Consider the following 23,275-nt stretch of genomic DNA (forward strand, 5'->3'; position numbering starts at 1 on the left):
ACCCCCTATAACGTTTCTACAGTGATCTGCTCATTAGTATAAACACAAATTGAAGCGGCTACAAGCATCGCTTCACGTACAATTTCCGTAGTAGGCAAATCAGTATGTTTTGCCAAGGCACGAGCAGCAGCTAAAGCATAGTTTCCACCAGATCCGATTGCGGCAATTCCATCGTCGGGTTCAATGACTTCACCTGAACCCGATAAAATCAAAAGGTTTTGGGCATCCGCAACCAAAAGTAGTGCTTCAAGGTTCCTTAGCATTTTGTCGGTTCGCCATTCCTTAGCAAGCTCCACCGCCGCGCGCTGAAGATTCCCATGATACTCCTCCAGTTTTTGTTCAAACTTATCAAAAAGCGTAAACGCATCCGCAACGGATCCCGCAAACCCTGCAATCACTTTTCCATGAAACAAACGACGGACTTTCCGGGCTGTATGTTTCATTACGGTTGCCTGACCAAAGGTCACTTGACCGTCCCCTGCTATGGCTACGTGTTCCCCTTTTTTAACTGCGACTATAGTCGTTGCATGAAACATGATTAACCCTCCCTAATGAAGTTTACTCGCGCATTTTCGGCGTGTCAAGTCAATTGTAGGCAATTTACCCCTTTTTGTGAAAATTTACTTTTTTTCTGGCATACGTAAGTCCTTCGCTCGAGGATGAGATTGAGCATAGACGTCTTTAAGTCGTTCACGAGTTAGATGCGTATAGATTTGAGTAGATGAAAGTTTCTGATGCCCCAGTAACTCTTGGACACTTCGCAAATCAGCTCCACCATCCAACAGATGAGTGGCAAATGAATGACGGAGCATATGTGGATTCACATGTTGTTCCAGGCTAATCTTGGCGACCAATTTGTCTAAAACTCTCCGGACCGACCTATCCGATAGACGCGCCCCCTGATAATTAAGCAAAAGAGCCTGATTGTCATCTGAACGTAATCCCAGATAAACCCTAATTGCCTGAATTGCATAGTTGGTTACCGGGACCACCCTCTCCTTGCTCCCTTTCCCTAGGACCCTGATTAGCCCGCTTTCTAGATCAAGATCCTCTCGATTTAAGCCAATGAGTTCGCTGACCCTTAGCCCAGAGCCATAGAGCAACTCCATAATTACTTGATCGCGTGAACCCAATAGACTTGTACCATCGGGAGCCTTTAACAGCACCTTTACCTGATCTAGATATAGAAAATGCGGGAGTTTACGTCCTAATTTTGGACTTGCTACCCGCTGTACCGGATTTATTAAAAGAATTTCTTTACGACATAGAAATTTGAATAACGACCTTAGCGCAGCAAGCTTACGCGCCATGCTTTTTCTAGCCAATCCATGTTCTGCTAAAACACCTAGAAAACTGCGAACAATATAGACATCAATCATATCCACCATGAGTGATTCGGGTTCCAAACCCTGTTCGAGTGCGGCAAATCGGAAAAATTGACCTAGATCAGTCTGATAAGCAACAATGGTATGCTCTGATCGGTTTTGAGAAGATTGATAACCTGCAAATAAGCTTAACGCTTCATCGACCAGCACTTGCTTACCTCCCTAAATCCTCCCGCCCACAGAACTCCTCAAGAAAAGTCAAAGCGCGTTCAGAAATTTGTCCATTTTTTTCGCGCTTATCCCGTATTCTTTTGGACAAAGGTGGGAGCAATCCAAAGTTTATATTCATCGGTTGAAAACTCTGACTTGGAGAACCCTCCAAATGACGAGCTAACCCCCCCAACGTCGTTTCTGCTGGGAAAACGAGGCCATCTCTCTGATTCAACCGCCGCCAAGCGTTAAGGCCTGCTAGAAGCCCGCTCGCTGCAGATTCAACATATCCTTCAACCCCAGTCATTTGACCGGCAAAGAAAATCGTTGGTTTTGTCTTTAAACTAAAATCTGCTTTAAGTACCTTAGGGGCATTGAGAAAAGTATTTCTATGCATCACACCATAACGCACGAACTCAGCATGTTCCAAGCCGGGAATTAACGAAAAGACCCGTTTTTGTTCCCCCCATTTCAAATGAGTTTGAAAACCTACTAAATTGAAAAGTGTTCCTGCTTGATTTTCCTTACGAAGCTGTACAACGGCGTGAGATTTCCGCCCTGTTCGAGGATCCAACAGTCCAACTGGTTTTAAGGGACCAAACGTCAGAGTCTGGGGACCACGCTTGGCCATCACTTCAACTGGCAGACAGCCTTCAAAAACCTTCCCCTGTTCGAAGCCTTGAACTTCAGCTGTCTCTGCCTCTATCAACGCGTTATAAAACGAGTCGTACTCGTCCTTAGTCATAGGACAGTTTAGATAATCTGCTTCTCCCTTGTCGTAACGAGAAGCCCAAAAAGCCTTGTCTAAATCAATTGATTCAAGCGTGACAATCGGGGCAGCAGCATCGTAAAAGGAAAGTGCTTCTTCTCCGGTTAACCTCCGGATATCTGCCGCTAAATCATCGGAAGTCAAAGGACCGCTCGCCACCACAGTGATTCCTTCTTGCGGTATTTGATGCACTTCCTCCCGATGAACATGTACGTTGGGATGATGTTCTAATCGTTGGGTAATCTCACTCGAAAATAGTTCTCGATCGACTGCCAAAGCTCCACCCGCGGAAACAGCATTATGATCTGCTGCCCCCATAATGAAGGACCCTAAACGGCGCATTTCTTCTTTTAATAGCCCCACAGCGTTCTCTAAACCAGCCCCTCGTAACGAGTTGCTGCAAACTAGTTCTGCAAACTGGTCGGTTTGATGTGCGGGAGTCGTTTTATGCGGACGCATTTCATATAGGTCGACCCTTACCCCGCGCTCAGCCAGCTGCCAAGCGGCCTCTGAACCTGCGAGGCCTGCTCCGATGACAGTTATAGATTGCTGCATGTGTCCATTCTCTCCTTATCTCAATAGAATCCGTTCAACCAAAATCTAGCTTTCTTCAATCATTTTTGTATAACGGCATTCCGGATTTGTACATACATATTTTTTTTGTCGTTTTGAAGATTTAATCACCATTAACTGCTGACACTCTGGGCATGGTTCAGGAGCTGGCATTTCCCAAGATACAAAATCACAATCTGGATATGAACTGCAGCCGTAAAACTTACGCCCCTTTTTTGAGCGACGGATCACAAGTGGTTTCGTGCATTTTGGGCAATTCGCACCCACTTCTTCAAGCAGTGGTTTCGTATTTCGACAGTCTGGAAATCCAGGACACGCTAAAAATTTACCATAACGTCCCATCTTGATCACCATATTCCGTCCACATAGGTCACAAATTTCTTCGGAGACTTGATCCTCAATTTTAACCTTGCCAATCTGTTCTTCAGCATAGGCTAAGGTCACTGCGAATGGCGTGTAATAGTCTTTGACCACAGACTTCCATGGTGCGCTACCTTCCTCAATTAGATCAAGCTTCTCTTCCAAGTTAGCCGTGAACTCCAAATTTAAAATATCCGGAAAATATTCTTTAAGTAAGGTTATCACGATATCTCCAAGTTCTGTAGGTAGGAGTTGTTTCTCCTCTTTAACTACATAACCTCGAGTTTGAATTGTTTCAATAGTTGGTGCATATGTACTCGGTCTTCCAATACCTTCTTCCTCCATTTTACGAACGAGAGAAGCTTCCGTAAATCGAGGCGGCGGTTCAGTGAAATGTTGTTTCTCTTGAATTTTGACAAGCTTAAGTATTTCTCCTGAAGAAACGGAAAGCGTCAATGAATTCTGTTCCTCATCAACAGTCTCCTCTTCATCTTTTCCTTCTTCATACACAGCTAAAAACCCAGAAAAACGGACCGTTGTAGCATTCGCCCGAAATAAGTAGTCACCCACCACGACATCGACCGTCAAGGTATCCGTGATTGCTACACTCATCTGACTCGCAATAAAGCGCTCCCAAATCAACCGATATAATCGTAACTGATCTCGTGACAAAATGCCCTTTAACAAATCCGGAGTCCGTAAGGGCAGTGTCGGGCGGATCGCTTCATGCGCTTCCTGCGCTCGTCCTTTATTTGCGAACTGGCGAGGTTCAGGAGGATAATAATCGTTCCCATAGTGTGACAGAATCCATTCTTTAGCCTCATCCTGGGCAGTTTCGGCGATCTTGACAGAATCTGTACGCATATAAGTGATTAAACCGACGGTTCCTTCTTTACCTAGGTCAAGACCCTCATACAATTGCTGTGCTAACATCATCGTGCGTTTCGGCGAAAAACTCAATTTGCGATGAGCTTCTTGCTGCAAGCTACTCGTTATGAAGGGCGGTGCAGGGAGCTTTTTCTTTTCTTTCGTACGGACATCGGAAACATGAAAATCTTTTCCAGCGATATCTCCTAGAATGATTTCCATTTCAGCTTTCGAGGAAATAGCAACTTTTTGCCCAGATTTCTTTAACAGCTTGGCCAAGAATTTCCCTCCGGTCGCTTGAAGATTAGCTGTTAGACTCCAATACTCTTCCGAAACAAAAGCTCTAATTTGCTCTTCCCGATCGTCAATTAAGCGTACAGCTACGGATTGAACTCGGCCTGCGCTTAACCCTTTCTTAATTTTCCGCCAGAGCAAAGGGCTTAACTGATAACCGACTAAACGATCCAAAACTCGGCGGGCTTGCTGGGCATCCACCCGATCCATATCAATCTGTCGAGGATGCTTTATAGCCGCCTGTATTGCCCCTTTGGTAATCTCATGAAATTCAATTCGATTCTTATCACCCGAGTTAAGTCTCAACAAATGGGAAAGATGCCAAGCTATAGCTTCTCCCTCACGGTCCGGGTCAGAAGCCAAGAACACTTTATCTGCCCCTTTAGCCGCTACTCGTAAATCTTTGATTAAATCTCCTCGCCCGCGAATCGCAATATATTTCGGTTCGAAGTCGTGTTCTAAGTCAACACCCAATTGACTTTTCGGCAGATCCCGTAGATGTCCCATTGAAGCTTTAACCGTGTAACGGCTTCCCAGGAATTTACTGATTGACTTCGCCTTGGCGGGCGACTCTACAATTACTAACGTTTTTGACATAAATTCACCTCAAATAAACTTAAAGACACACTTACTCGAAGTTCGAGGTTCGAGGCGCGATGCGCGAAGTTCGAACTCGAATTATTAAAGAAGACCAAGGGTTACGAGATAAAGTTTGTATCATTCCTAATATTACACTTATTTCCAATTTCAATTATTCTAAGCATAATGGTTGAACGTTGGTAAAACTAAGCCCTATCTTAACGTCTTTTTCATAGTATGTCTAGCACTCTCGGGCTAATACATAATGTTGGCCTGGTAATTGTTTGACTTTTCCTCCTAATTGTAGCTCTAATAAAGCCAGCGAAATGGTGGATACTGGCAATGTTGAATGGATAGCAATTTGATCAATATGCAGAGGGACATCGCTTAACTGCTGTAGAATTGACAGATGATCCAATTCGGCAGGATGCACCGTTTCTTTAGGTAAAAGTTCTTTGTTCAATGAAATTTGGGTCGCATATTTGGACCATGCCGGTAGCTCATTACAAATATCTTCGATCCTTTCCACTATTTTTGCTCCCTGGCGTATTAAATGATGAGGCCCCCGGCTCACTGGACTAAAGATCGGCCCTGGGACTGCAAATACTTCTCGTCCTTGGTCCAAAGCAAAATCAACTGTAATCAAAGCTCCGCTTCTTTCCGCTGCTTCCACGACCACAACCCCATAAGAACACCCGCTAATCAATCGATTACGCGCAGGAAAATGCAACGCATTCGGTGGAGTACCGGGCGTAAATTCACTAATTAAAGCGCCTTTTTCTAAAATGTCTTCAGCTAGGCGCTGGTTTTCCAAAGGATAAATTCGGTCAAGACCACAGCCAAGAAAAGCCCAAGTCGTCCCCTGACTGTCGAGAGCGCCTTGATGAGCAGCAGTATCAATCCCTCTGGCGAGACCACTGGCAATGACAATCCCTTTAGCTGCAGCGTCACGCGCCAAGACTCGTGCTGCAGATTTACCATAAGTGGTCGCTTGGCGTGAGCCTACAAAAGCTAACACCTCTGCATCACCTCGAAGATACCCCCGATAATAGAGCAGAGGGGGTGCCCCCGCCAGCTCAAGTAACAGATGGGGATAATTACTTTCATCCGGCGTGATCAGCATAATTCCCTGTTGACTCAGTGCCGCTCCAATCTCCTGAGGATCAATGTCTTTTCTTACCTTTAAAATTTCTCTAATCCATTTTTCCTGATTAGCAACTTGAAGATAGCTGCTTTGTGGAGCCTCCCATGCTTTTACTGCACTACCGAAGTGAGCAATAAGCTGCCGTAAATGTTGACTTCCTACACCTTTAATCGTGCGGAAAGCCGCTCGAATAATCTTTTCCTCTTCTATCCCCATGCATATTCCCTCCCTTGCCCTCCTTTTCGGGACAAAAGGATGTATCTCCTGCGTAGAGAATTGTCGAATATTCTTGTTTTAGGTGAAATAGTGCAGCAAAAACAATGTAGTCCACAGTTTTTCAACTCGTATTGGCTTCATAACTTTGATGGTAAATTGTGCTTTACTTACCTCTATGCTCCTTTGGCCCGTTTGGTTGTCCGTTTTCGAGGGGTCAAGGTAGATTTCGGTTTCTCAACGCTAAGTTGATCTTCGACTGACGTTACACTCTCAACTGGTGCTTTTGGAGCTTCTGATAACACTGGCTTGTCTACGTTTGATGCTTCAGTAGTCGCCAGTTTACCCTTTTCTTTTTCCGTCAGCGCAATACTTGCTCGCAGGGCTTCCATAAGATCGACTACTTTTCTTCCTTTTTCTGGAGCCTCTACTTTAAAGTTCTGACCTGTTACTCTGCTTTCGATTAATTCCGACATTTGTTCATGTAACTCATCGTGATATTTTTCAGGATCAAAGGGACGCGCTAAATTATCAATTAATTGACGAGCCATTGTCAATTCTGTTTCTGTCGGAACAACCCGCTCCCAGACTGTATCCATATGGCGGATTTCCTGCGGATAATACATCGTTTCCATCACAAGGCCTTGTTCAAAAACACGTAGACAAGCCAAATGCTGTTTGGAACGCATAGTTACCCGTGCCAAAGCGACTTTCCCACTCTCCTCCATAGCCTGACATAGTAAACGATAAGCCTTCTGGGCAGTTTCTTCAGGGGATAAATAGTATGATTTTTGATAATATATAGGGTCAATCTCTTTTAAATCAATAAAATCAAGAATATCAATTGAGCGGCTCATAGGTTGTTCCAGCGCAGCAAGATCCTCATCATTTAAAACAACATACTGGTCTTTATCGTATTCGTATCCCTTAATTAAATCTGCAGCTTCAACTTCCAGATCACAGGATGGGCATTTCTTGATCGAACGAATCCTGTGGTGGCAGTCTTTATGAAGATAATTAAACTTAAACTCCTTAGATTCTGTAGCCGCATGCATTTTAACCGGAACATTAACCAAACCAAAACTGATTGATCCCTTCCATAACGTATGCATTTAACATTCCTCCCGACTTTAGTGTAAACATGAAAAGGTTTATTAATGCAACCACATTAAAGACCTCCCTAGAAAGACAAAAACTCTGTTCTTTATTGAACAAAGTTAATAAATTCTCCTTATTGGGGTATAGTTAATTATACAGTTATTACTTGACTTCATCATAAACAAATCTCAAATTAATTATACTGTGGTATCAATGATAATTTTATGGTTACTCGTTCCTACTTTACCAAGAAAATTCGAGTTCTTTCACACATACTATCTTGGACATCAAGCTATACTAATATCACTTTCATCAACAGTGTTGTTGAAAGAAACTGTCCAATCGGAAGGAGGATTCTCATGTCAAGACAACGTAAAAGCATCATGTCTTACGAGTTGAAGGAACAAATTGCTCAAGAGTTAGGTTTTGCGGGGACCCTTCGCCAAGAAGGATTTGGAGGGGTTTCTTCAAGAGACTGTGGCAACATGGTGAAAATGGCCATTGAAATGGCAGAACGCAAACTCCCCGGGAACAACCCTATGTAACAATGTGGTTTGAATCTCACTTTAAAAGCCGAGCAATATTTATCTTGCTCGGCCTATTTAATCTTCAGTATCATTACTAAAATACATTTTAGATATACTACCCTTACGCTAAAACCATTAGCTTAAAGAATAAACACTAGCTTCGAAGGGTCTAACCTCTATTTCTAATGCGAAATTTGTGCTACTGTAGTTGCTGATCAATAATTGACTCTCCTGATATCTGATATCTTCAGAGAGATTTAAGCACTTAACTTCTGCAGAGAAATTAAGAATGACAAGTATCTTCTCTTCGCTGTTATTCCCGAAAATGTCCTTTTCAGCCTTTTGTATTTCTGCGAGCTTCTTTTTTCCACAGCCCGGAACTCTTCTTAATTTGGGAACACGTAAATATACATAGAGATGTTCATCATTTGGACATAGGAGACGGTAATCCCCATAAATGAGAACAGCTTTTTCTTTTCTAAGCTTAATAAGTTGACGATAATAGTGAAAAACTGAGTCTGGGTTTGCTAAATTTTCTTCGACATTAACCTCAGGATAATTAGGATTTAAATTAATCCATGGTTTACCCGCCGTAAAACCTGCATGCTCTGAGTTGTTCCATTGCATAGGTGTGCGTGCATTATCCCGACTGCGCGCATGTATTATGTCCATAACTTGCTCCATCTTAATTCCGGCGGCAATGGCTTCTTTATAAAAATTGAGTGTATCAATATCCCGGTAATATGAGATATCAGGGAATTTGACGTTAGTCATCCCAATCTCTTCACCTTGGTAAATATACGGTGTTCCCTGTAAAGTATGAAGCATTGTTGCCAGCATTTTGGCAGACTGTACCCGAAACTTATGGTCATCTCCAAAACGGGATACAGCACGCGGTTGGTCATGATTATTGAGGAATAGACTATTCCAACCAATTCCTTCAAGAAAATCTTGCCAATCACTGATAATCCTTTTGAAATCAATAAGTTTCCAAGGTACTATTTTCCATTTATCTCCGTCGCCATAGTCCAGTTCTAATAGTTCGAACAAAAACACCATACTAAGTTCATGACGATCTTCACCGACCAAAAGCTCAGCCTTTTCACAATTCACACCCGGAGTCTCACCCACTGTCATAATATCAAACTTTGAGAGAACCTTTGCATGCATCTCCCGTAGAAAATAGTGTAGACGCGGTCCATTACGGTAATAATCTCTTCCCCACTGATAAGGTCCCTCTTTAGCTCCGGAGGCATCGGGCAGTCCTTCAGCCTTGGAAATTAGATTAATAACATCCATCCTGAAACCATCTATCCCTTTTTTCAACCACCAAGTCATCATATCATAAACATCATGACGTAAAGCTTTGTTCTCCCAGTTGAGGTCCGGCTGTCTATCGGAGAATAGATGGAGATAATATTCTCCCGTTATTGGATCATATTCCCAGGCTGAACCTCCAAATTCCGAAGCCCAGTTATTTGGTTCCCTGCCATTGTCTTGACCTTTTCGCCAAATGTAATAGTTTCTGTAAGGATTATCTAGCGAAGAACGAGAAGCCACGAACCAAGGATGTTCATCAGAAGTGTGGTTAACTACAAGATCCATGATCAACTTCATACCTCGTTGATGAACTTCGTTTAATAACTCTTCCCAGTCATCCATTGTGCCAAATCCGTCCATTATTTTATAATAGTCACTAATGTCATATCCGTTATCATAATACGGGGACTTATACACTGGACAAAGCCAAATAATGTTCACCCCGAGAAACTGCAGATAATCGAGCTTTTGGATGATTCCCTTTAAATCCCCGTTCCCATCAGCATTGCTATCCAGAAAACTACGCGGATAAATCTGATAAACTGTACCCTCTTTCCACCAAGCTTTTTGCATCTTAGGCACCCCTTGAAGTCGTTGATATAGTAAATGTATCGTTAGCCTCATCCGGCGAAATGCCATCAAATTTTTGCAAAGACTCGAGTTCCACTAAGGCTAAAATAGCTTCTGCAATCTGTTTTTCTCGTTCGGTCATTTTCTTCCTCCAAACCAGCCTTTATTCTATTTCCCTTGTGCTAGGTGATTTAACCAACCTCGCTAGTAATTCCAATATTTCCTCATAATTATGCATATGAACGCTGGTAAGTGACTGTGCGCCTGCCCGACCCATATTCAATATTCGTCTTCAGCATCACAAAGAAATCTATCCGGTTCATATCACCTGTAGCCAATATAGAAACCATAATTCTTCCTTTTCAACTTGTTTTCAAACAACCAAGGACCGCATTTTTCGGCATTTTTACTGACAACTTAATTTTTGTCATTTGTCTAACTCCTTAAACACACGTGGTTTCATTATTTAATAGATTAATTCTATTGCCTCACGATCCATAGTTTCAACGGGCTTAGGGCCAGCAATGTTACCCTTGACTTCACGTCGATTTTTTGTTGCTATCTCCTTTTTTTGTGCCATAGTAATATAACAAAGCCCGTACCCTAAGATTGAAAACAAGGAGGCCGTTACAAAAAAATCAAAGTCCATTAATGAATACCCTCCTCCCCAGAATTCGTTTTTAAAATAGTTCATTAACACTAGAGGTCATTTCTCATTATCATAAGACATAACTTTAGCACCGTTGGCAAGAAATGCTTTCTCCCAATTATCGACATAAGATCCTGTGGCCCACTCAGCCATAACCACAGTTTCTCCAATGTTCATGTCGATTTTAGTCAATGGCTCACTATCTAGTAAATCAGCACTGATTCCGTAGACATATAGCTTACTTTTCGTTATAACCAGGGCAATATCACGATTGGGCGAGGTAAAAGCATCCATAGCGTCTGGAATTCGGTCTTTAATGTTCTGCCAACTTAAGCACAATGTATCATAATAAGTCAATTTAGCTGGAGGAATCAGATTAACGTTGTAGTCCATATAGTGAAGTTTACCTTCGTTTTGATAGTTAATTCTTCCTTGGAGGTACCAATGCCCATTTTTTCGGGTGAGCCCAAAATTCTCCTCAAATTTATCCTCATCGACCAAGCTAATCCCTTCATTGCTTAAAACTCTGAGGGGCCGGGCTCTGGCGCTTCTATAAGCAGTTAACCCGTTGGTCCCCAGTAAATCTGACAGCTTGATTCCACTTGATGCAGAGATTTTATCCACGGGTAGTACCTGCAAATGCTTAATGTCCCTTGAATCGTTTTCTATAGCCACGTAATCATTGCCAACATAATCAATTGTTTTAATAAAAGTCCCTTTATCAACTATTTTCTGATTAATTCCCATAACCCGTTCTTGCTTAACTGGTATCTTGGTAGTAACGTCGTGAGCTGATAGTTCATTTTCTATTTTTGTTCCATTCAGGGCATTACGCACCTGAAGCTCCCAAAAGCCACTACTACGCGGGAAGAAAATATTATTATCCGTTAAAACCGAATGCAACTTTTTATTGTCCGCTGCTATCCACAATGTCTGATACTTGAAGTCATTCTCTAGTCCGCTGTTGCTATCTGACTCTGACGGTACTCTAAGCCCTACCAGAACACCCGATGTTCCCGGCTTGCTCTGATCGTTTGTATTAAATTCATTGGGGTTGGCCGTTGCTAAAGAATTATCCACCTGATCCGAAACTTTTTGGAGGTAGAGCGCATTGTTTTGGATAAAGCCTATAATCTTTGAATCATCAATTTTCATAAATTCACCCAAGAAATTCTCTGCTGCAGATACAGTAATGACATCAACTTCTTCACTTTCGGGCACTAAGGTGCTTGAAAGATTTAGATATTTAGTCATTAGATAATCTGTAGAATTTACCTTTTTGATCTTATAGGTAGGATTGCTCCAGACATAATCACCCAACATGGCTGCGTTCTGTGTAAATTGAGCGCTTTCACCTACCCAGTTTTGATTACCCTCACTGGAGTTCCCACTGCTCTTCAAGTCTTGGATTACCGTCCATTTCCCTTCCAGCGCGCAAACGGTTTTAAGCGGCGGGATGATTTTACCCGCTGTTGTCCAGGAAAGATTGGTACATCCACTGAGCAAGAGGAGCACAAGACCGACAATCAACACCTTATAGATCCTAACCACAGGAACTCGCCCCTTTAATTAGGTTAATGACAACGACTGTCCCTTGATTAACCTCACTGGTGATTTCCAACGTACCACCCATTAAATTAACAATCTCCTCGCAAATTGATAGCCCGATTCCATTTTTGGAGCGTGAACTTTTCCCTTTATAAAACTTTTCTTTAACCATAGGTAGCTCGTCATCTGCTATTCCGCAGCCAGTATCCGTAATTGTAAAAATAAACCCTTCATTTTGAATCTCAACATTAAAAGTAATCCAGCCGCCCGCAGACGTAAAATTGAAAGCATTGTCCAAAATATTAATAAATAACTGTTTGAGCCTATTGGAATCTGTGATTAGGGATGGCAGATATTCCGGGTATTGGACGGTAAAATTGACTTTTTCTCGCACTGCCCTTGGGGTTAGTTGTTTGTGGATATATTCCATAAGATTGACCATGTTGATCTCTTCGTTTTGCAGCTTGATTCGGCCAGAGACAAACTTGGAAAAATCCAATAGTTCTTCCACCATATGAGTTAATCGTTCACTTTCTTTGGCAATAATACCTAGACCGTCATTTAGCATCTCTTTCTGTTGGAATTTTTCGTTTTGTAAAGTAATTGCCCAGCCCATAATCGATGTCAGTGGAGTTCGTAGCTCATGCGAAACCGACGAAATAAAATCATTTTTCAACTGTTCTTTTTTTACAATTTCATCAGCCATATAGTTCAGCGTATCCGAAAGCTTGCCGATCTCATCTTCATGGGTTTTCTCACTCCGGGCCTTAAAATTGCCTGCTGCCATTTCTTGAGCCGCCTCCGTTACTTCCTTTAATGGTACAATAATTGTATTGGCTAAAAAGATGCTTATGAAGCCAACAATAAAAACTACCACTAAACCTATGGAAATAAAAATATACGCTGTATTTTGTATATCCTGATCAACGGCACTCAAAGAAGTGATAAAACGTAAAGCCCCCACTATTTGATTATTGGCTGTTAAAGGATAAGCAACAGCCATGACCTTTTGTCCATTTAATGTTCCAATCCATCTCCCAGTTTTACCATTTAAGGCATCTTGGATATCATTAACGTCTACATTTCCCGCTGGGATCACACCCAGCGAGTCCATCACAATGTGGCTATCTTGATCTACAATCTCGACTTCAGCATTACTTTGATTCCAGAATGCATCAACATTATAAAGAACGTTTTCCTGCAGAGAGGTGTCCGAAAAATACTTAGCATACAAAACAGCCGAGATCTTGATCTGGTTTGTGAGACTACCTTCCAAACTGCCATAGTAATTTTGCCGAACCGTATAAATAAGTAGTACCTCAAGTATCGTAACTGTGATGATAATGACGACCATAAAATTAGCAGTCAGTCTTGCTCTAATACCTTTCATTTAAGACTCCTGTTGCCATCGATACCCAGAACCCCAAACTGTTTTAATATAGTTTGGTTGAGATGGATTGGCCTCAATTTTTTCCCTCAAACGCCTAATATGCACATCCAATGTTTTAGTATCACCAAAATAATCTTCCCCCCAGACAGCATTTAACATTTCATTACGCTTTAAAGCCTTCTCCGGATTCTCCATAAACATCTTCAATAAAGCAAATTCCGTAGGAGTTAACTCAATCTCGATATCATTTTTAAAAAATTTATTGGCAGTAATATCCAAATACAATTCTCGATAACTAAGTACCTGTTTTGTTTCCTTAAGTCCCGCCTTACGCCGGAGCACTGCCTTTATTCGGGCAATGAGTTCAAAAGGATTAAACGGTTTTACCATATAATCATCCGCACCAAGTTCCAATCCAAGAATTTTGTCAGTATCCTGCCCCTTTGCAGTCAGCATAATTACCAACGTTTCAGGCATAGTTTCCCTGATCTGTTGGCAGACTTCTAGCCCACTAATGCCTGGTAACATAAGATCCAGCACTACCAGCTCAGGGATGAACCCCTTAAGCATAGCGATAGCTTCCTCACCAGTAGCAGCTTCACCTACCTGGTATCCTACAGCACTAAGGTTGAGTGTTATAAAGCGTCGGATTGATTCTTCATCTTCAACTACCAGTATTTTTACCTTTTTCTCGTTCATCGGATCACTCCATTTATTGGGCATTACAGGTTATTCATTCCTGCCTCTTTATTGTAAACCAACTAAGGCGTCATAGGTAACTTTTCTGTTACCTTAATTATGCAAGCCCTCAGGAAAGACAATAGGCCGAACATGAGGGCCCAATACTCCAAATGTAAAACCTTGTTTTTTTAACAGGCCAATAATAGTGGGGAGCGCTTGAATTGTCGTATTTTTACCAGCAAGATCATGCATCAAAATAATCACCCGGGTTTTCCCTTGCGTTTGTTGTTCAATATTATGGATTAACAGATTTTCTGGTACTAAACTGGCATCAGTATCCCCTGAGTCAATGTTCCAGTCCTCCATTAGATAGCCTGCTTCATCTACAGCGTTAAAATAATTAATATTAAAATGACCTACGGTTCCACCTGGGGCACGAATTATTTGTGGACGAATTCCAATAGTATTATAAATTATATCCTCTGCTTTCTTCACATCCGATAAAAATGGCTCTGACCCCTTATACACTTCGGCCATAATATGGGAATATGTATGGTTACCAATCGCATTCCCCTGTAAATATTCTGCCTTTAATAAATCTGGATTAAGTTCAACTTGCTGACCAACATCAAAGAAAGTGGCTTTAACATTTTCTTTTGCTAAAATAGCGAGAATCTTGGGAGTTGTGCTGGGGTATGGGCCATCGTCAAAGGTCAAATAAGCTACTTTCTCAGGTTCAGGCTGGAATTGACGTGGACGCATAGCTAAGCCTGGTGCCGTAGGAGGATTTCCAGCAGCATCGTAATAGGAATGAATGGGCGTTCCCGGAGATCCTGGGGATGGAGTAGGCAACAAATCCACGAACATCACTGGGACTTGTAGCCCTGTTACTGATTGAGTCTTGGTGGTTTGCATCTCAGAATTCTCAACCGGAGACGATGAACTCGTGACTGAAGATTGGGACTGAGCCCTTTCATTTTGGGCCTTGGTACTCTCTGATTGAGTTTGGGATTCCTTTGTTTGAGTCTGAGTTTCCTCTATACGAGTTTGAGCCCCTTCAGGTAACAACTGGCCTTTGCCAGTTTGGGATGAAGATTCTGTGGTTAAAGACTCCCCATTATTAGATTGTGAAAAATTTGGAGCCGTCTCAGTTACCTGATTTGTGGCTGTTGGACTGGCGGACATAGACTTTAGATCCTTACTCAACGACATCGCATCGTACTGCAGAATTATTGGTTGTGTAGCCATGCTCCAATACGGAAATACTCCGACAAGCAAGGCACTAAAACTAAGAAAGCACACCGTAAATATCGTAGTGCTTACTAATTTCATTCTAGACATGCTCTCTCTCCTTTTTCTCCGCATCTTCTCTCAACTTCTAAAAAGACTTGAATCGTGATACTTCTACATTACACTTTATAACTCAATATTTTTTTACAAAGTTCTTAATAATAGTTACAAAATAGTTAAGAAAATATAAGAAAGACCGACATCGCGGTCTTTCTTATATTTTCTTAACTATTTATATTTTTTAGATGAGAATTCAGATTATTACTCAGTCATCCACATTTTCACAACCAAACCAACCTCAACAATCGGTTAGCCAATCGATTTTGAATTTACATGTTAAAGAAGATTCTTACCAAATAGAACAGAGCATGTTACCATTTCATATAGTAATTCTTTGGAAGCTCAACCGCATAGGTATGAACTAAAGCGTAAGCAGCTTCTGCTCTTGTTACCGTCTTATCCGGCTGCACGTAATCTCCCTCAATACTTAGAATCCCCAGCCCCCAAGCCAAAGCAATATAACCTAATGAATCCGATTGAATTATCTTAGCATCAACAAACGGAACACTATAAATTCCTTTAATCTGAGCGGATGCCTCCATATTAATCAGCCGAATCATAAATTTGGACAGAGATGCTCTGTCTATATAAGAACCTAGTTTCAAATCCTCCTGAAGCCAGTTACGATCTTTGGCAATCTTCAGAATATCTTGATCGCTTAGATCCCGATCCCGACCATTTCCTCCTGCGATTAACATAGCCCGTAAGAGCGATCCAACGGTGAGTTTTTCATCCGGATGGAAGCAATCACCATATTCCTCGAATGCTCCAGCAAGGCCCATAATACTTATTTCTTTTTCCGCGAAATTTCCCTGAATATCCGTAAAGTGATGAGAGAGAGCCCATTGAGATTGTAATTTTCCATACCAATCCACTGGTTCACCAGTTTGCGCATCCAACATTCCAGAAATGTACATATTGTTGTCTGTATTAGGTTGATAGACTAGTCGAACTTCCTGTTGTCCGTTTTGATGAAAAACTTGAGAATAATTCAATACCAGCGGACGTCTGTGTAAGAATCGTTCTGTCGCTTGATTAAGAGAGAGCACATTCAAAGGGCTTGAAAAATTAAGATCTGACCAGTTCAGATTATAATTAATCACTTGTTTTGCGACTGCATCGACAGTTAGATCCATTCCATTGCGTGAAACAGGAAGACCATTAACTAACCTTACATAATGGAAATTCTGAATAGTTTCAGATGTTCCTCCACCAGAGAAGTTCTCGGTGTCCAATTCAACAAGCTTAAACCGATCTGGCTGTACGCGTTGGAGAAAGCCCTCGGCTAATTTCTGAGCACTTGCACGACTAAGTGGATTAGACTTATCTCCTGAGTTTGCTGGACTTGACATACCAAAACCGACAAAATCTCCTGTTTTGGCATTCACACGTGCATTTATAAAGCTAAATTCACCCATATTACTAGACTGATTGTTCCAATCCAAATTCCAGACTTGTTCATTAGGGTTTTGCCAATCTGGATTCAGGTTAGAACCTCGTAAGACGAGATCACTAGGTATGTCAACAATTTTCTTAACAATCTCGACTGCTTCATCTCTAGATATTTGGGTAGCCTCTGAAGTATTTTGACCGGGCGTTGTGATTTCTAGAGACATCGCTTCTGTGGGTATTCCTGCGGAAACAGTACTTGCTCCTGCCATAGTTTGATTAGCCCCCTCCTGCGCACCAAGCGTCACCGGCTTCCCACTCAGAGCATCGATAGCTCCTCCGCAGTATTTATTAGACAACTGATACACTAGTAGCGCACGTTGAGGGGCTTGGCTTTGAGGGTCCATCATTTGAGGTATGTAATACTGCAATTCGAGCATCGGGGTGCCCATAAAAACCTGAAGAGCTTTTTCTGGTAATATAACGTTCTTTGCCTCAGGAAAAACGAGATCCTCAGTCCAATTCAAGTTATAATTTTTAATCGCCCCATCATCTCCACTGACATCAACGTTCAGACCATTGCCGGGAAAAGGTATACCATTAACAAAGCGAATCCAGTGAAAATTGTAGGTAAAAGGTTGAGCATTATCTAATACAAAACCTTGTTGCTCCTCTTTTACAAGTTGCATTTCCGTTTGATGTTTGCTAACTAATTTAGTGACCAAAGCAGTAGCTATTTTCTCAGCTTCCCCTTCAGATAAAACAGGTAGTCTAAATGCCGATTGAAACGGTCCATCCCATTGGCTGACATTGATGATTTCTCCAGTTGTAGCATCCACCTGAGCATTAAAACTCCCGCTTGGTTGGTCGACTGAATTCCAATTGAGCGAATAGGTCGCCCGATTGTTATAATCATTATATCCTGTAGACAGTCGTGTGTATTTTGTCGGAATCGTAAAGTTATCTTTGACCAGCTGAACAGCCTGATCTGTCGTAATTGTAATTTTAGCTGGAGTAGAACCAACCACTTTTGTTTCTTTTTCAATTCCAAAAACATTTGCAGGATAAACTGCGAATTGTATAAGGAACATAAACACAACTAGACTATTCAAAGCACGTATTTTCCTCAACAATTTCCATCGATCCTTTCTCACCTTGACCTTGTTAGTAGGCTACTCTAGAAGAATACAATCAACTAAACAACGTTCCGTAAACTTAGAGCAGTTAATCCATCCCCTCTCTTTAGTTACTAAATTAAAGAAATATAGAAAAACCATTTTATTAACACTGCCTATAAGTACTTTATATTCTTTATTTACCAAAATATTCCTTCTTTTGATTTTGTTAATTTACATATATTGGTATTTGTATTTCTTTAAATGCTGCAGTCACTAGCGCATTAGTCACAAAAAATGAACCTCGGTCCTCCGAGGTTCATTTTCTTTAAGATTATATCAGTAACCGTTTATCCAAAGCACGAAATTGTATTGCTTCAGCTAGATGCTCTGGAAGAATATCCGAAGAACCACCTAGATCAGCAATCGTGCGCGCAACCCTTAAAATTCGATCATGAGCGCGGGCACTAAGATGTTGGCTATCAAATATCCTTTGTAACAGTGACTCTCCATTTGGAGTCAACTTACCAAATTCCTTCGTTTCTTTAGCTGTCATTTCTGCATTGGTTTTGCCTGATCCTAACCGAGCCCATTGTCTCTGACGGGTTGCCATCACTCGTTCCCTAACCACACTGGAGGGAACTTTGTCATTGCTGCTCTTTAACTCCGAGTAATTCAGCCTTGGAACCTCGATATGCATATCAAAACGATCTAAGAGTGGGCCAGAAATTCTTCCTCGATAATTTTGAATTTGCATAGGTGTGCAATGGCACGCTCGTCCCTGATCGCCAAAAAAACCACAGGGGCAAGGGTTCATACTGGCAATGACACTGACATGAGCGGGATAGGTAATACTGCCTGATTGACGAGTTATCGTCAATTCTCGATCTTCCAATGGTTGGCGGAGACACTCTAAAACTTCTCGAGCAAACTCAGGTAACTCATCCAAAAACAAGACACCATAATTTGCAAGACTTAATTCACCCGGACGCAAATCACGCCCTCCTCCAATCATCCCCACCTTAGTAATAGTATGGTGAGGACTGCGAAAAGGACGATGTTGAACCAGGGAACCATTACAATTTAGTAACCCACAAACGCTGTAGAGCTGCGTAACTTCTATACTTTCCTGCTCGCTTAATTGGGGAAGTATGCCTGAATATGCCTTGGCCAGGAGGGTCTTACCTGATCCTGGAGGCCCAACCAAAACAACATTGTGACCGCCCGCTGCTGCGATCTCCAAAGCTCTTTTGGCATGTTGTTGGCCATGAATATCGGTCCAATCCACTTGGCTGCTATTATATACTTGAGACTGAGGATGTTGAGATAACATTTCATCTTCAAAGTCACTCGTTTTTTCAAGTGCCTGAGTAATTCTCCTCAATGTAGAGATGCTATGCGCTTCAAGACCAGTCACAAGACGAGCTTCAGCTAAATTATCGGGAGGAACAATCAGACATAAACATTCAGCGACTCTCTCCCCCGCTGAATGTTTATTATGCTCTCGGTCTAATCCGATAGCCATTGTCAATACCCCCGGTACTGGACGAAGTGTCCCCTCCAGGGATAATTCGCCGGTGAAAACATATTGAATAAGGGTAGAGCATAAGCATTGTTCTGTCGCTGCCAAAATCCCTATCGCAATCGGCAAATCGAGACCTGATCCTGCTTTGCGTAGATCAGCGGGTGCCAAATTAACGGTTACCCGTTGTAAGGGGAATTGGTAACCAGAGTTTCGAATTGCTGAGCGAACTCTGTCTCTAGCCTCTCTCACCGCCGTCGTGGCTAACCCGACAATCTCAAAACTTGGCAGACCGTTTGACACGTCAACTTCAACACGAATTAAGTGTGCTTGCAACCCAATAACTGTCATTCCATATACTGCAGCGTACATTCCATCCCCTCCCATTGGTTAGAATGTTCGCTGCAACGCTCTATATTCCTTCCATATTAATGAAAATATGGATTAATTGTTCTAGCAACTAATTATCGGGTTACGTGGAAGAGTTATCCAGAAAATCGTTCCTATTCCCATATCGCTTTCAACTTTTATCAGCCCTCCGTGTGCTTCTACAATCTGTCGCACTATAGCTAGACCTAAGCCCATTCCACCATCTTTTCGACACCTTGCTTTATTGACCCTGAAGAAACGATCAAAGATGTAGGGCAAAGCTTCTTTAGGGATCCCTTCCCCTTCATCTTGGACAGCAAATCGAACCTGATTTACTTCTTCCTCAAGAAAAACTCGGACAGTTTTTCCGCAGCGAGTATGACTCATTGCGTTGTCTAATAAATTTATAAAGACTTGTAAGAGCCGATCAGGATCCGCAAATATTTCGCCTGACCCTTGCGAAATCTCCAGATTTATACCCAACTCCTGTGCGCGCCCTTGAAAACGTTGCTCCAAATCACTCATGAAGCCTTCCAGCTCAATAGAAACTCGTTGCATACTTTGTCCACGTTCGAGCCAATTAATATCTTGTAGATCCTTAACTAAACGAGCTAAGCGTTTGGCTTCTTCCAAGACTAATTCAATGTGTTCACCTTGTTGATGTTCCGGTATCACGTCGTCCTGAATTGCCTCCAAGTACCCTTGAATTAGGTGAAGTGGGGTCCTAAGCTCATGCGTGACACTCGCCAAAAACTCGCGTCGTGCTTTTTCCGCCCGCAAAGACGCTGTTACATCGCGCAGGACTGCAACATGGCCGCGAATCCTCTCAGTCTCCGCCATAGGAGCCATAACCACCTGCAGAATCTGAATTCCGAGAGTAATCGTTGCATAGTTTTCAATCTGATCAGTATTTTGGGTTATTGTTTGAAGGAAGTTAACAATTTGGGTCTTTCGTTCCTGAAGATCGGTTTCATTTTCTTGCCATAATGCTTTAGCTGAATCATTTGCATAAAGAATTAATCCATCGCAATTCAACATGATAACGGCATCACTGATGCTTTCCACTATCCCTTGAAGTAGATTTTTCTCCTGTGAAAGCCATTCCATGTGGTTTTTCAAACTTTCTCCCATAGAATTCAGCGACTCGGCCAACTCTCCGATCTCATCTTGACTCGTCACTCCTTGAATGGGGAGAAAGTCTCCGTTTGCCATGCGCGTCGCTCCTCGCTGCATTAAAGCAAGGGGCCTCGTGACCTGTCTTGCAAAAATTAGGCTTACCACTGTGGCCAAGAAAACAGCGATTAATGAAGCGTAGAGAATAAGCCAGCGAAATGTCGCTATACTCTCTTGAATTGGTATGGGAGAGCTCCCTAATAACACAACTCCTTGGACCGGTTTTGAACCGACGGGCGTGGCAGCAAGTAACATTGTCTGTCCTCCACTGTTAACCTGTGAGGCATTAATCCTAATAGTTTGTCCAGAGAGAACGAGTGCCAAATCCTGATCCGTAAAAAAGTCAGATGGTCGCAAGTTCCGCGACCACCCTCCAATAAGTCCTCCAAGGTCTCTTCCTATACCGCCTTGCAGAACTTGAGGTGTATGAGAGCTTGAACCCGCTATCACTAAAATATTTCCTTGTGGATCAAGTAGTACTAATTGTGTCCCAGAAGTTAACTTAAACGTTGCTAATAGGCTTAACCGTTCACTCCAACTTGGAATAGCCGCCAATTGAGTTGATATTTCTGTCGCCTCAGTCTTAAGCGAATCTAACTTCTGTTGCAGATAAAAATCCCCAAATAGCCAAGTAATCGTGAGCCCTAACCCTCCCAGAACAGCAAGAGTCAGGAGCGTCATAGCTAACCACAGTTTTATTGAAATCGACCATGAATTACGCACTTTTGTATTCATTAATGCACTAGATCGGGATCAAATTTATATCCCACACCCCATACGGTAACTAACATTCCCTTAATATCTGGAGGAGTTAGTTTTTCTCGTAACTTTTTGACATGCGTATCCACCGTACGAGCATCTCCATAAAAATCATAGCCCCAAACGGTTTCCATTAGCTGTTCTCGTGTGAAAACTCGCCCTCGATTCTTCGCTAAAAAATATAGTAGATCAAATTCCAGCGGAGTTAAATTAATAACTTCGTCACCAATGCTAACACGATGTCGCTCTTTGTCGATACAGAGTTTCCCGGCCGTTATCTCCGAAGTTACCGGGTGAAGTTGACCTGTGGAACGACGCAAAAGCGCTTTAACTCGAGCAACTAATTCTTTAGTACTAAATGGTTTAACTAAATAATCATCTGCACCTAATTCGAGACCTAGGACACGATCAAACTCTTCCCCACGTGCCGTTAACATAATAATCGGCAGGGCTGAACTCTCACGAATATCGCGACAAACACGCCAACCGTCGATATCAGGCATCATAAGATCCACGATTAGAAGTGAAAATTGTCCTGCCCGAAACTTTTCCAAAGCGACACGGCCATCCTCAGCTTCCTCAACTTCAAAACCTTCCTTTTCTAGATACAAACGAACTAACTTCCTGATTTTCTCTTCATCGTCTACAATTAAAATCGGATCCAATTTCTTCCCCCCTATGACCACTCTGAATTTGTTTTTTGGAAAAATCGCATAAATTATCTCCCTGCAATAAGTTTACCATTCAATCATGACTAATTTGTGATGAAAGACTAAAGATTATTTATAATGCCGCTTTAATCCATTTTACCTCAGGGTTTTTATCAATCCATCGTATCGCAACCACATCAAATCTCAGTCCTGGCCAGCTTTTATACCCCTGTTGCAACACATAGTACGAGGCAATTGCTTGTAAGCGTTGTGCCTTTTGAGGCGTTATACTTTCCTCCCCCCATCCTCTAAAGGCAGACCGTCGAGTGCGCACCTCAATAAATACCAATACTTTCCTGTCTCGGGCTATAATATCCATTTCCCCTTTAGGACACCGATAGTTTTTCTGAATTATGTATAACCCTGATTCCGTTACTAAACGCGCTGCAAATTCTTCGCCTGATTTTCCCAAGGACTGTTTATTCTCCACTGAAATTCAGACAACTCCTTTTTCTTCTGTACTCCTTTTTCTATTGTACTCCCTTATGATTGATGCATTTTACATATTACTTTACAATTCGAAAAAACTAGTTTAACTATATCACCAGATCGTTGATTTTTCTAATATTCCTACAATTAGGGGTTACAACAACTAAAATCTCTGGCTAAAGTTCAAATTACATCTGCTTAAAGAATGATGATTATTCAGCATATTATCAATCCTTAGGCTGACATAAACTTTTGAACAAAAAAGGGGTCGTAACAAACTTTATATAACAAGTTTAGTTACAGCCCCTTTTTGTATTGTCTAAGACGTTTGTTCTATTATAG

At 41.9% G+C, this 23,275-nt stretch carries 19 protein-coding genes; 1 reads left to right on the top strand and 18 read right to left on the bottom strand.

All coding sequences use genetic code 11. The features are described from left to right. Window positions 1–5: 5 nt before the first annotated feature. The 6 genes from hslV to ku form a co-directional block, all read right to left on the bottom strand. The gene (hslV, locus tag DSBG_RS11830; RefSeq protein WP_068964533.1) at window positions 6–536 is read right to left on the bottom strand and encodes an ATP-dependent protease subunit HslV; all 531 of its coding nucleotides are present in this window, start codon (window positions 534–536) and stop codon (window positions 6–8) included. Window positions 537–620: 84 nt separating this feature from the next. Further along, entirely contained in the window at window positions 621–1,535 is a 915-nt protein-coding gene (gene xerA, locus DSBG_RS11835; RefSeq protein ID WP_068964534.1) for a site-specific tyrosine recombinase/integron integrase, read from the bottom strand. 4 nt (window positions 1,536–1,539) lie between these two features. After that, complete coding sequence (gene trmFO, locus DSBG_RS11840) at window positions 1,540–2,859, bottom strand: methylenetetrahydrofolate--tRNA-(uracil(54)-C(5))-methyltransferase (FADH(2)-oxidizing) TrmFO (protein WP_068964535.1); 1,320 nt, start codon at window positions 2,857–2,859, stop codon at window positions 1,540–1,542. A gap of 45 nt (window positions 2,860–2,904) precedes the next feature. Continuing rightward, window positions 2,905–4,995: a type I DNA topoisomerase gene (gene topA / locus DSBG_RS11845; RefSeq protein WP_068964536.1), complete on the bottom strand. Its 2,091-nt coding sequence runs from the start codon at window positions 4,993–4,995 to the stop codon at window positions 2,905–2,907. A gap of 223 nt (window positions 4,996–5,218) precedes the next feature. Further along, entirely contained in the window at window positions 5,219–6,337 is a 1,119-nt protein-coding gene (gene dprA / locus DSBG_RS11850) for a DNA-processing protein DprA (protein ID WP_068964537.1), read from the bottom strand. A gap of 173 nt (window positions 6,338–6,510) precedes the next feature. After that, entirely contained in the window at window positions 6,511–7,446 is a 936-nt protein-coding gene (ku, locus tag DSBG_RS11855; RefSeq protein WP_068964538.1) for a non-homologous end joining protein Ku, read from the bottom strand. A 345-nt stretch (window positions 7,447–7,791) separates the two neighbouring features. Between ku and DSBG_RS11860 the strand changes: the two genes are divergently transcribed. Next, window positions 7,792–7,977, top strand: coding sequence for an alpha/beta-type small acid-soluble spore protein (locus DSBG_RS11860; RefSeq protein ID WP_068964539.1), 186 nt, complete (start codon window positions 7,792–7,794; stop codon window positions 7,975–7,977). 117 nt (window positions 7,978–8,094) lie between these two features. Here the strand turns inward: DSBG_RS11860 and DSBG_RS11865 are convergent, their stop codons facing one another. The 12 genes from DSBG_RS11865 to DSBG_RS11915 form a co-directional block, all read right to left on the bottom strand. Beyond that, entirely contained in the window at window positions 8,095–9,852 is a 1,758-nt protein-coding gene (locus DSBG_RS11865; protein WP_068964540.1) for an alpha-glucosidase, read from the bottom strand. 1 nt (window position 9,853) lies between these two features. Beyond that, window positions 9,854–9,991, bottom strand: a complete 138-nt coding sequence (locus tag DSBG_RS23100; RefSeq protein WP_176716260.1) for a hypothetical protein — start codon at window positions 9,989–9,991, stop codon at window positions 9,854–9,856. Window positions 9,992–10,315: 324 nt separating this feature from the next. Then, window positions 10,316–10,498, bottom strand: coding sequence for a hypothetical protein (locus DSBG_RS11870; RefSeq protein WP_068964541.1), 183 nt, complete (start codon window positions 10,496–10,498; stop codon window positions 10,316–10,318). Window positions 10,499–10,555: 57 nt separating this feature from the next. After that, complete coding sequence (locus DSBG_RS11875; protein WP_068964542.1) at window positions 10,556–12,049, bottom strand: hypothetical protein; 1,494 nt, start codon at window positions 12,047–12,049, stop codon at window positions 10,556–10,558. Beyond that, entirely contained in the window at window positions 12,042–13,436 is a 1,395-nt protein-coding gene (locus tag DSBG_RS11880; protein WP_068964543.1) for a sensor histidine kinase, read from the bottom strand. Before DSBG_RS11880 ends, DSBG_RS11875 begins: the two co-directional genes overlap by 8 nt. Next, window positions 13,437–14,135, bottom strand: coding sequence for a winged helix-turn-helix domain-containing protein (locus tag DSBG_RS11885; RefSeq protein WP_068964544.1), 699 nt, complete (start codon window positions 14,133–14,135; stop codon window positions 13,437–13,439). A 93-nt stretch (window positions 14,136–14,228) separates the two neighbouring features. After that, window positions 14,229–15,458, bottom strand: coding sequence for a polysaccharide deacetylase family protein (locus DSBG_RS11890; protein WP_068964545.1), 1,230 nt, complete (start codon window positions 15,456–15,458; stop codon window positions 14,229–14,231). Window positions 15,459–15,778: 320 nt separating this feature from the next. After that, window positions 15,779–17,968: a YcdB/YcdC domain-containing protein gene (locus DSBG_RS11895; protein WP_083236838.1), complete on the bottom strand. Its 2,190-nt coding sequence runs from the start codon at window positions 17,966–17,968 to the stop codon at window positions 15,779–15,781. A gap of 337 nt (window positions 17,969–18,305) precedes the next feature. Continuing rightward, the gene (locus tag DSBG_RS11900; protein WP_141694300.1) at window positions 18,306–19,865 is read right to left on the bottom strand and encodes a YifB family Mg chelatase-like AAA ATPase; all 1,560 of its coding nucleotides are present in this window, start codon (window positions 19,863–19,865) and stop codon (window positions 18,306–18,308) included. Between the two features lie 81 nt (window positions 19,866–19,946). Further along, entirely contained in the window at window positions 19,947–21,770 is a 1,824-nt protein-coding gene (locus tag DSBG_RS11905; RefSeq protein ID WP_068964548.1) for an ATP-binding protein, read from the bottom strand. Next, window positions 21,770–22,459 carry a response regulator transcription factor gene (locus DSBG_RS11910; protein WP_068964549.1) on the bottom strand — a complete coding sequence of 230 codons (690 nt, stop codon included), beginning with the start codon at window positions 22,457–22,459 and terminating at the stop codon, window positions 21,770–21,772. The genes DSBG_RS11905 and DSBG_RS11910 overlap by 1 nt, the downstream gene beginning before the upstream one ends. A gap of 118 nt (window positions 22,460–22,577) precedes the next feature. Next, entirely contained in the window at window positions 22,578–22,934 is a 357-nt protein-coding gene (locus DSBG_RS11915; RefSeq protein ID WP_068964550.1) for a YraN family protein, read from the bottom strand. Between the last annotated feature and the right edge of the window lie 341 nt (window positions 22,935–23,275).

The organism is Desulfosporosinus cupriresistens (assembly GCF_001707885.1).
In the GTDB taxonomy this organism is placed as follows: domain Bacteria; phylum Bacillota; class Desulfitobacteriia; order Desulfitobacteriales; family Desulfitobacteriaceae; genus Desulfosporosinus.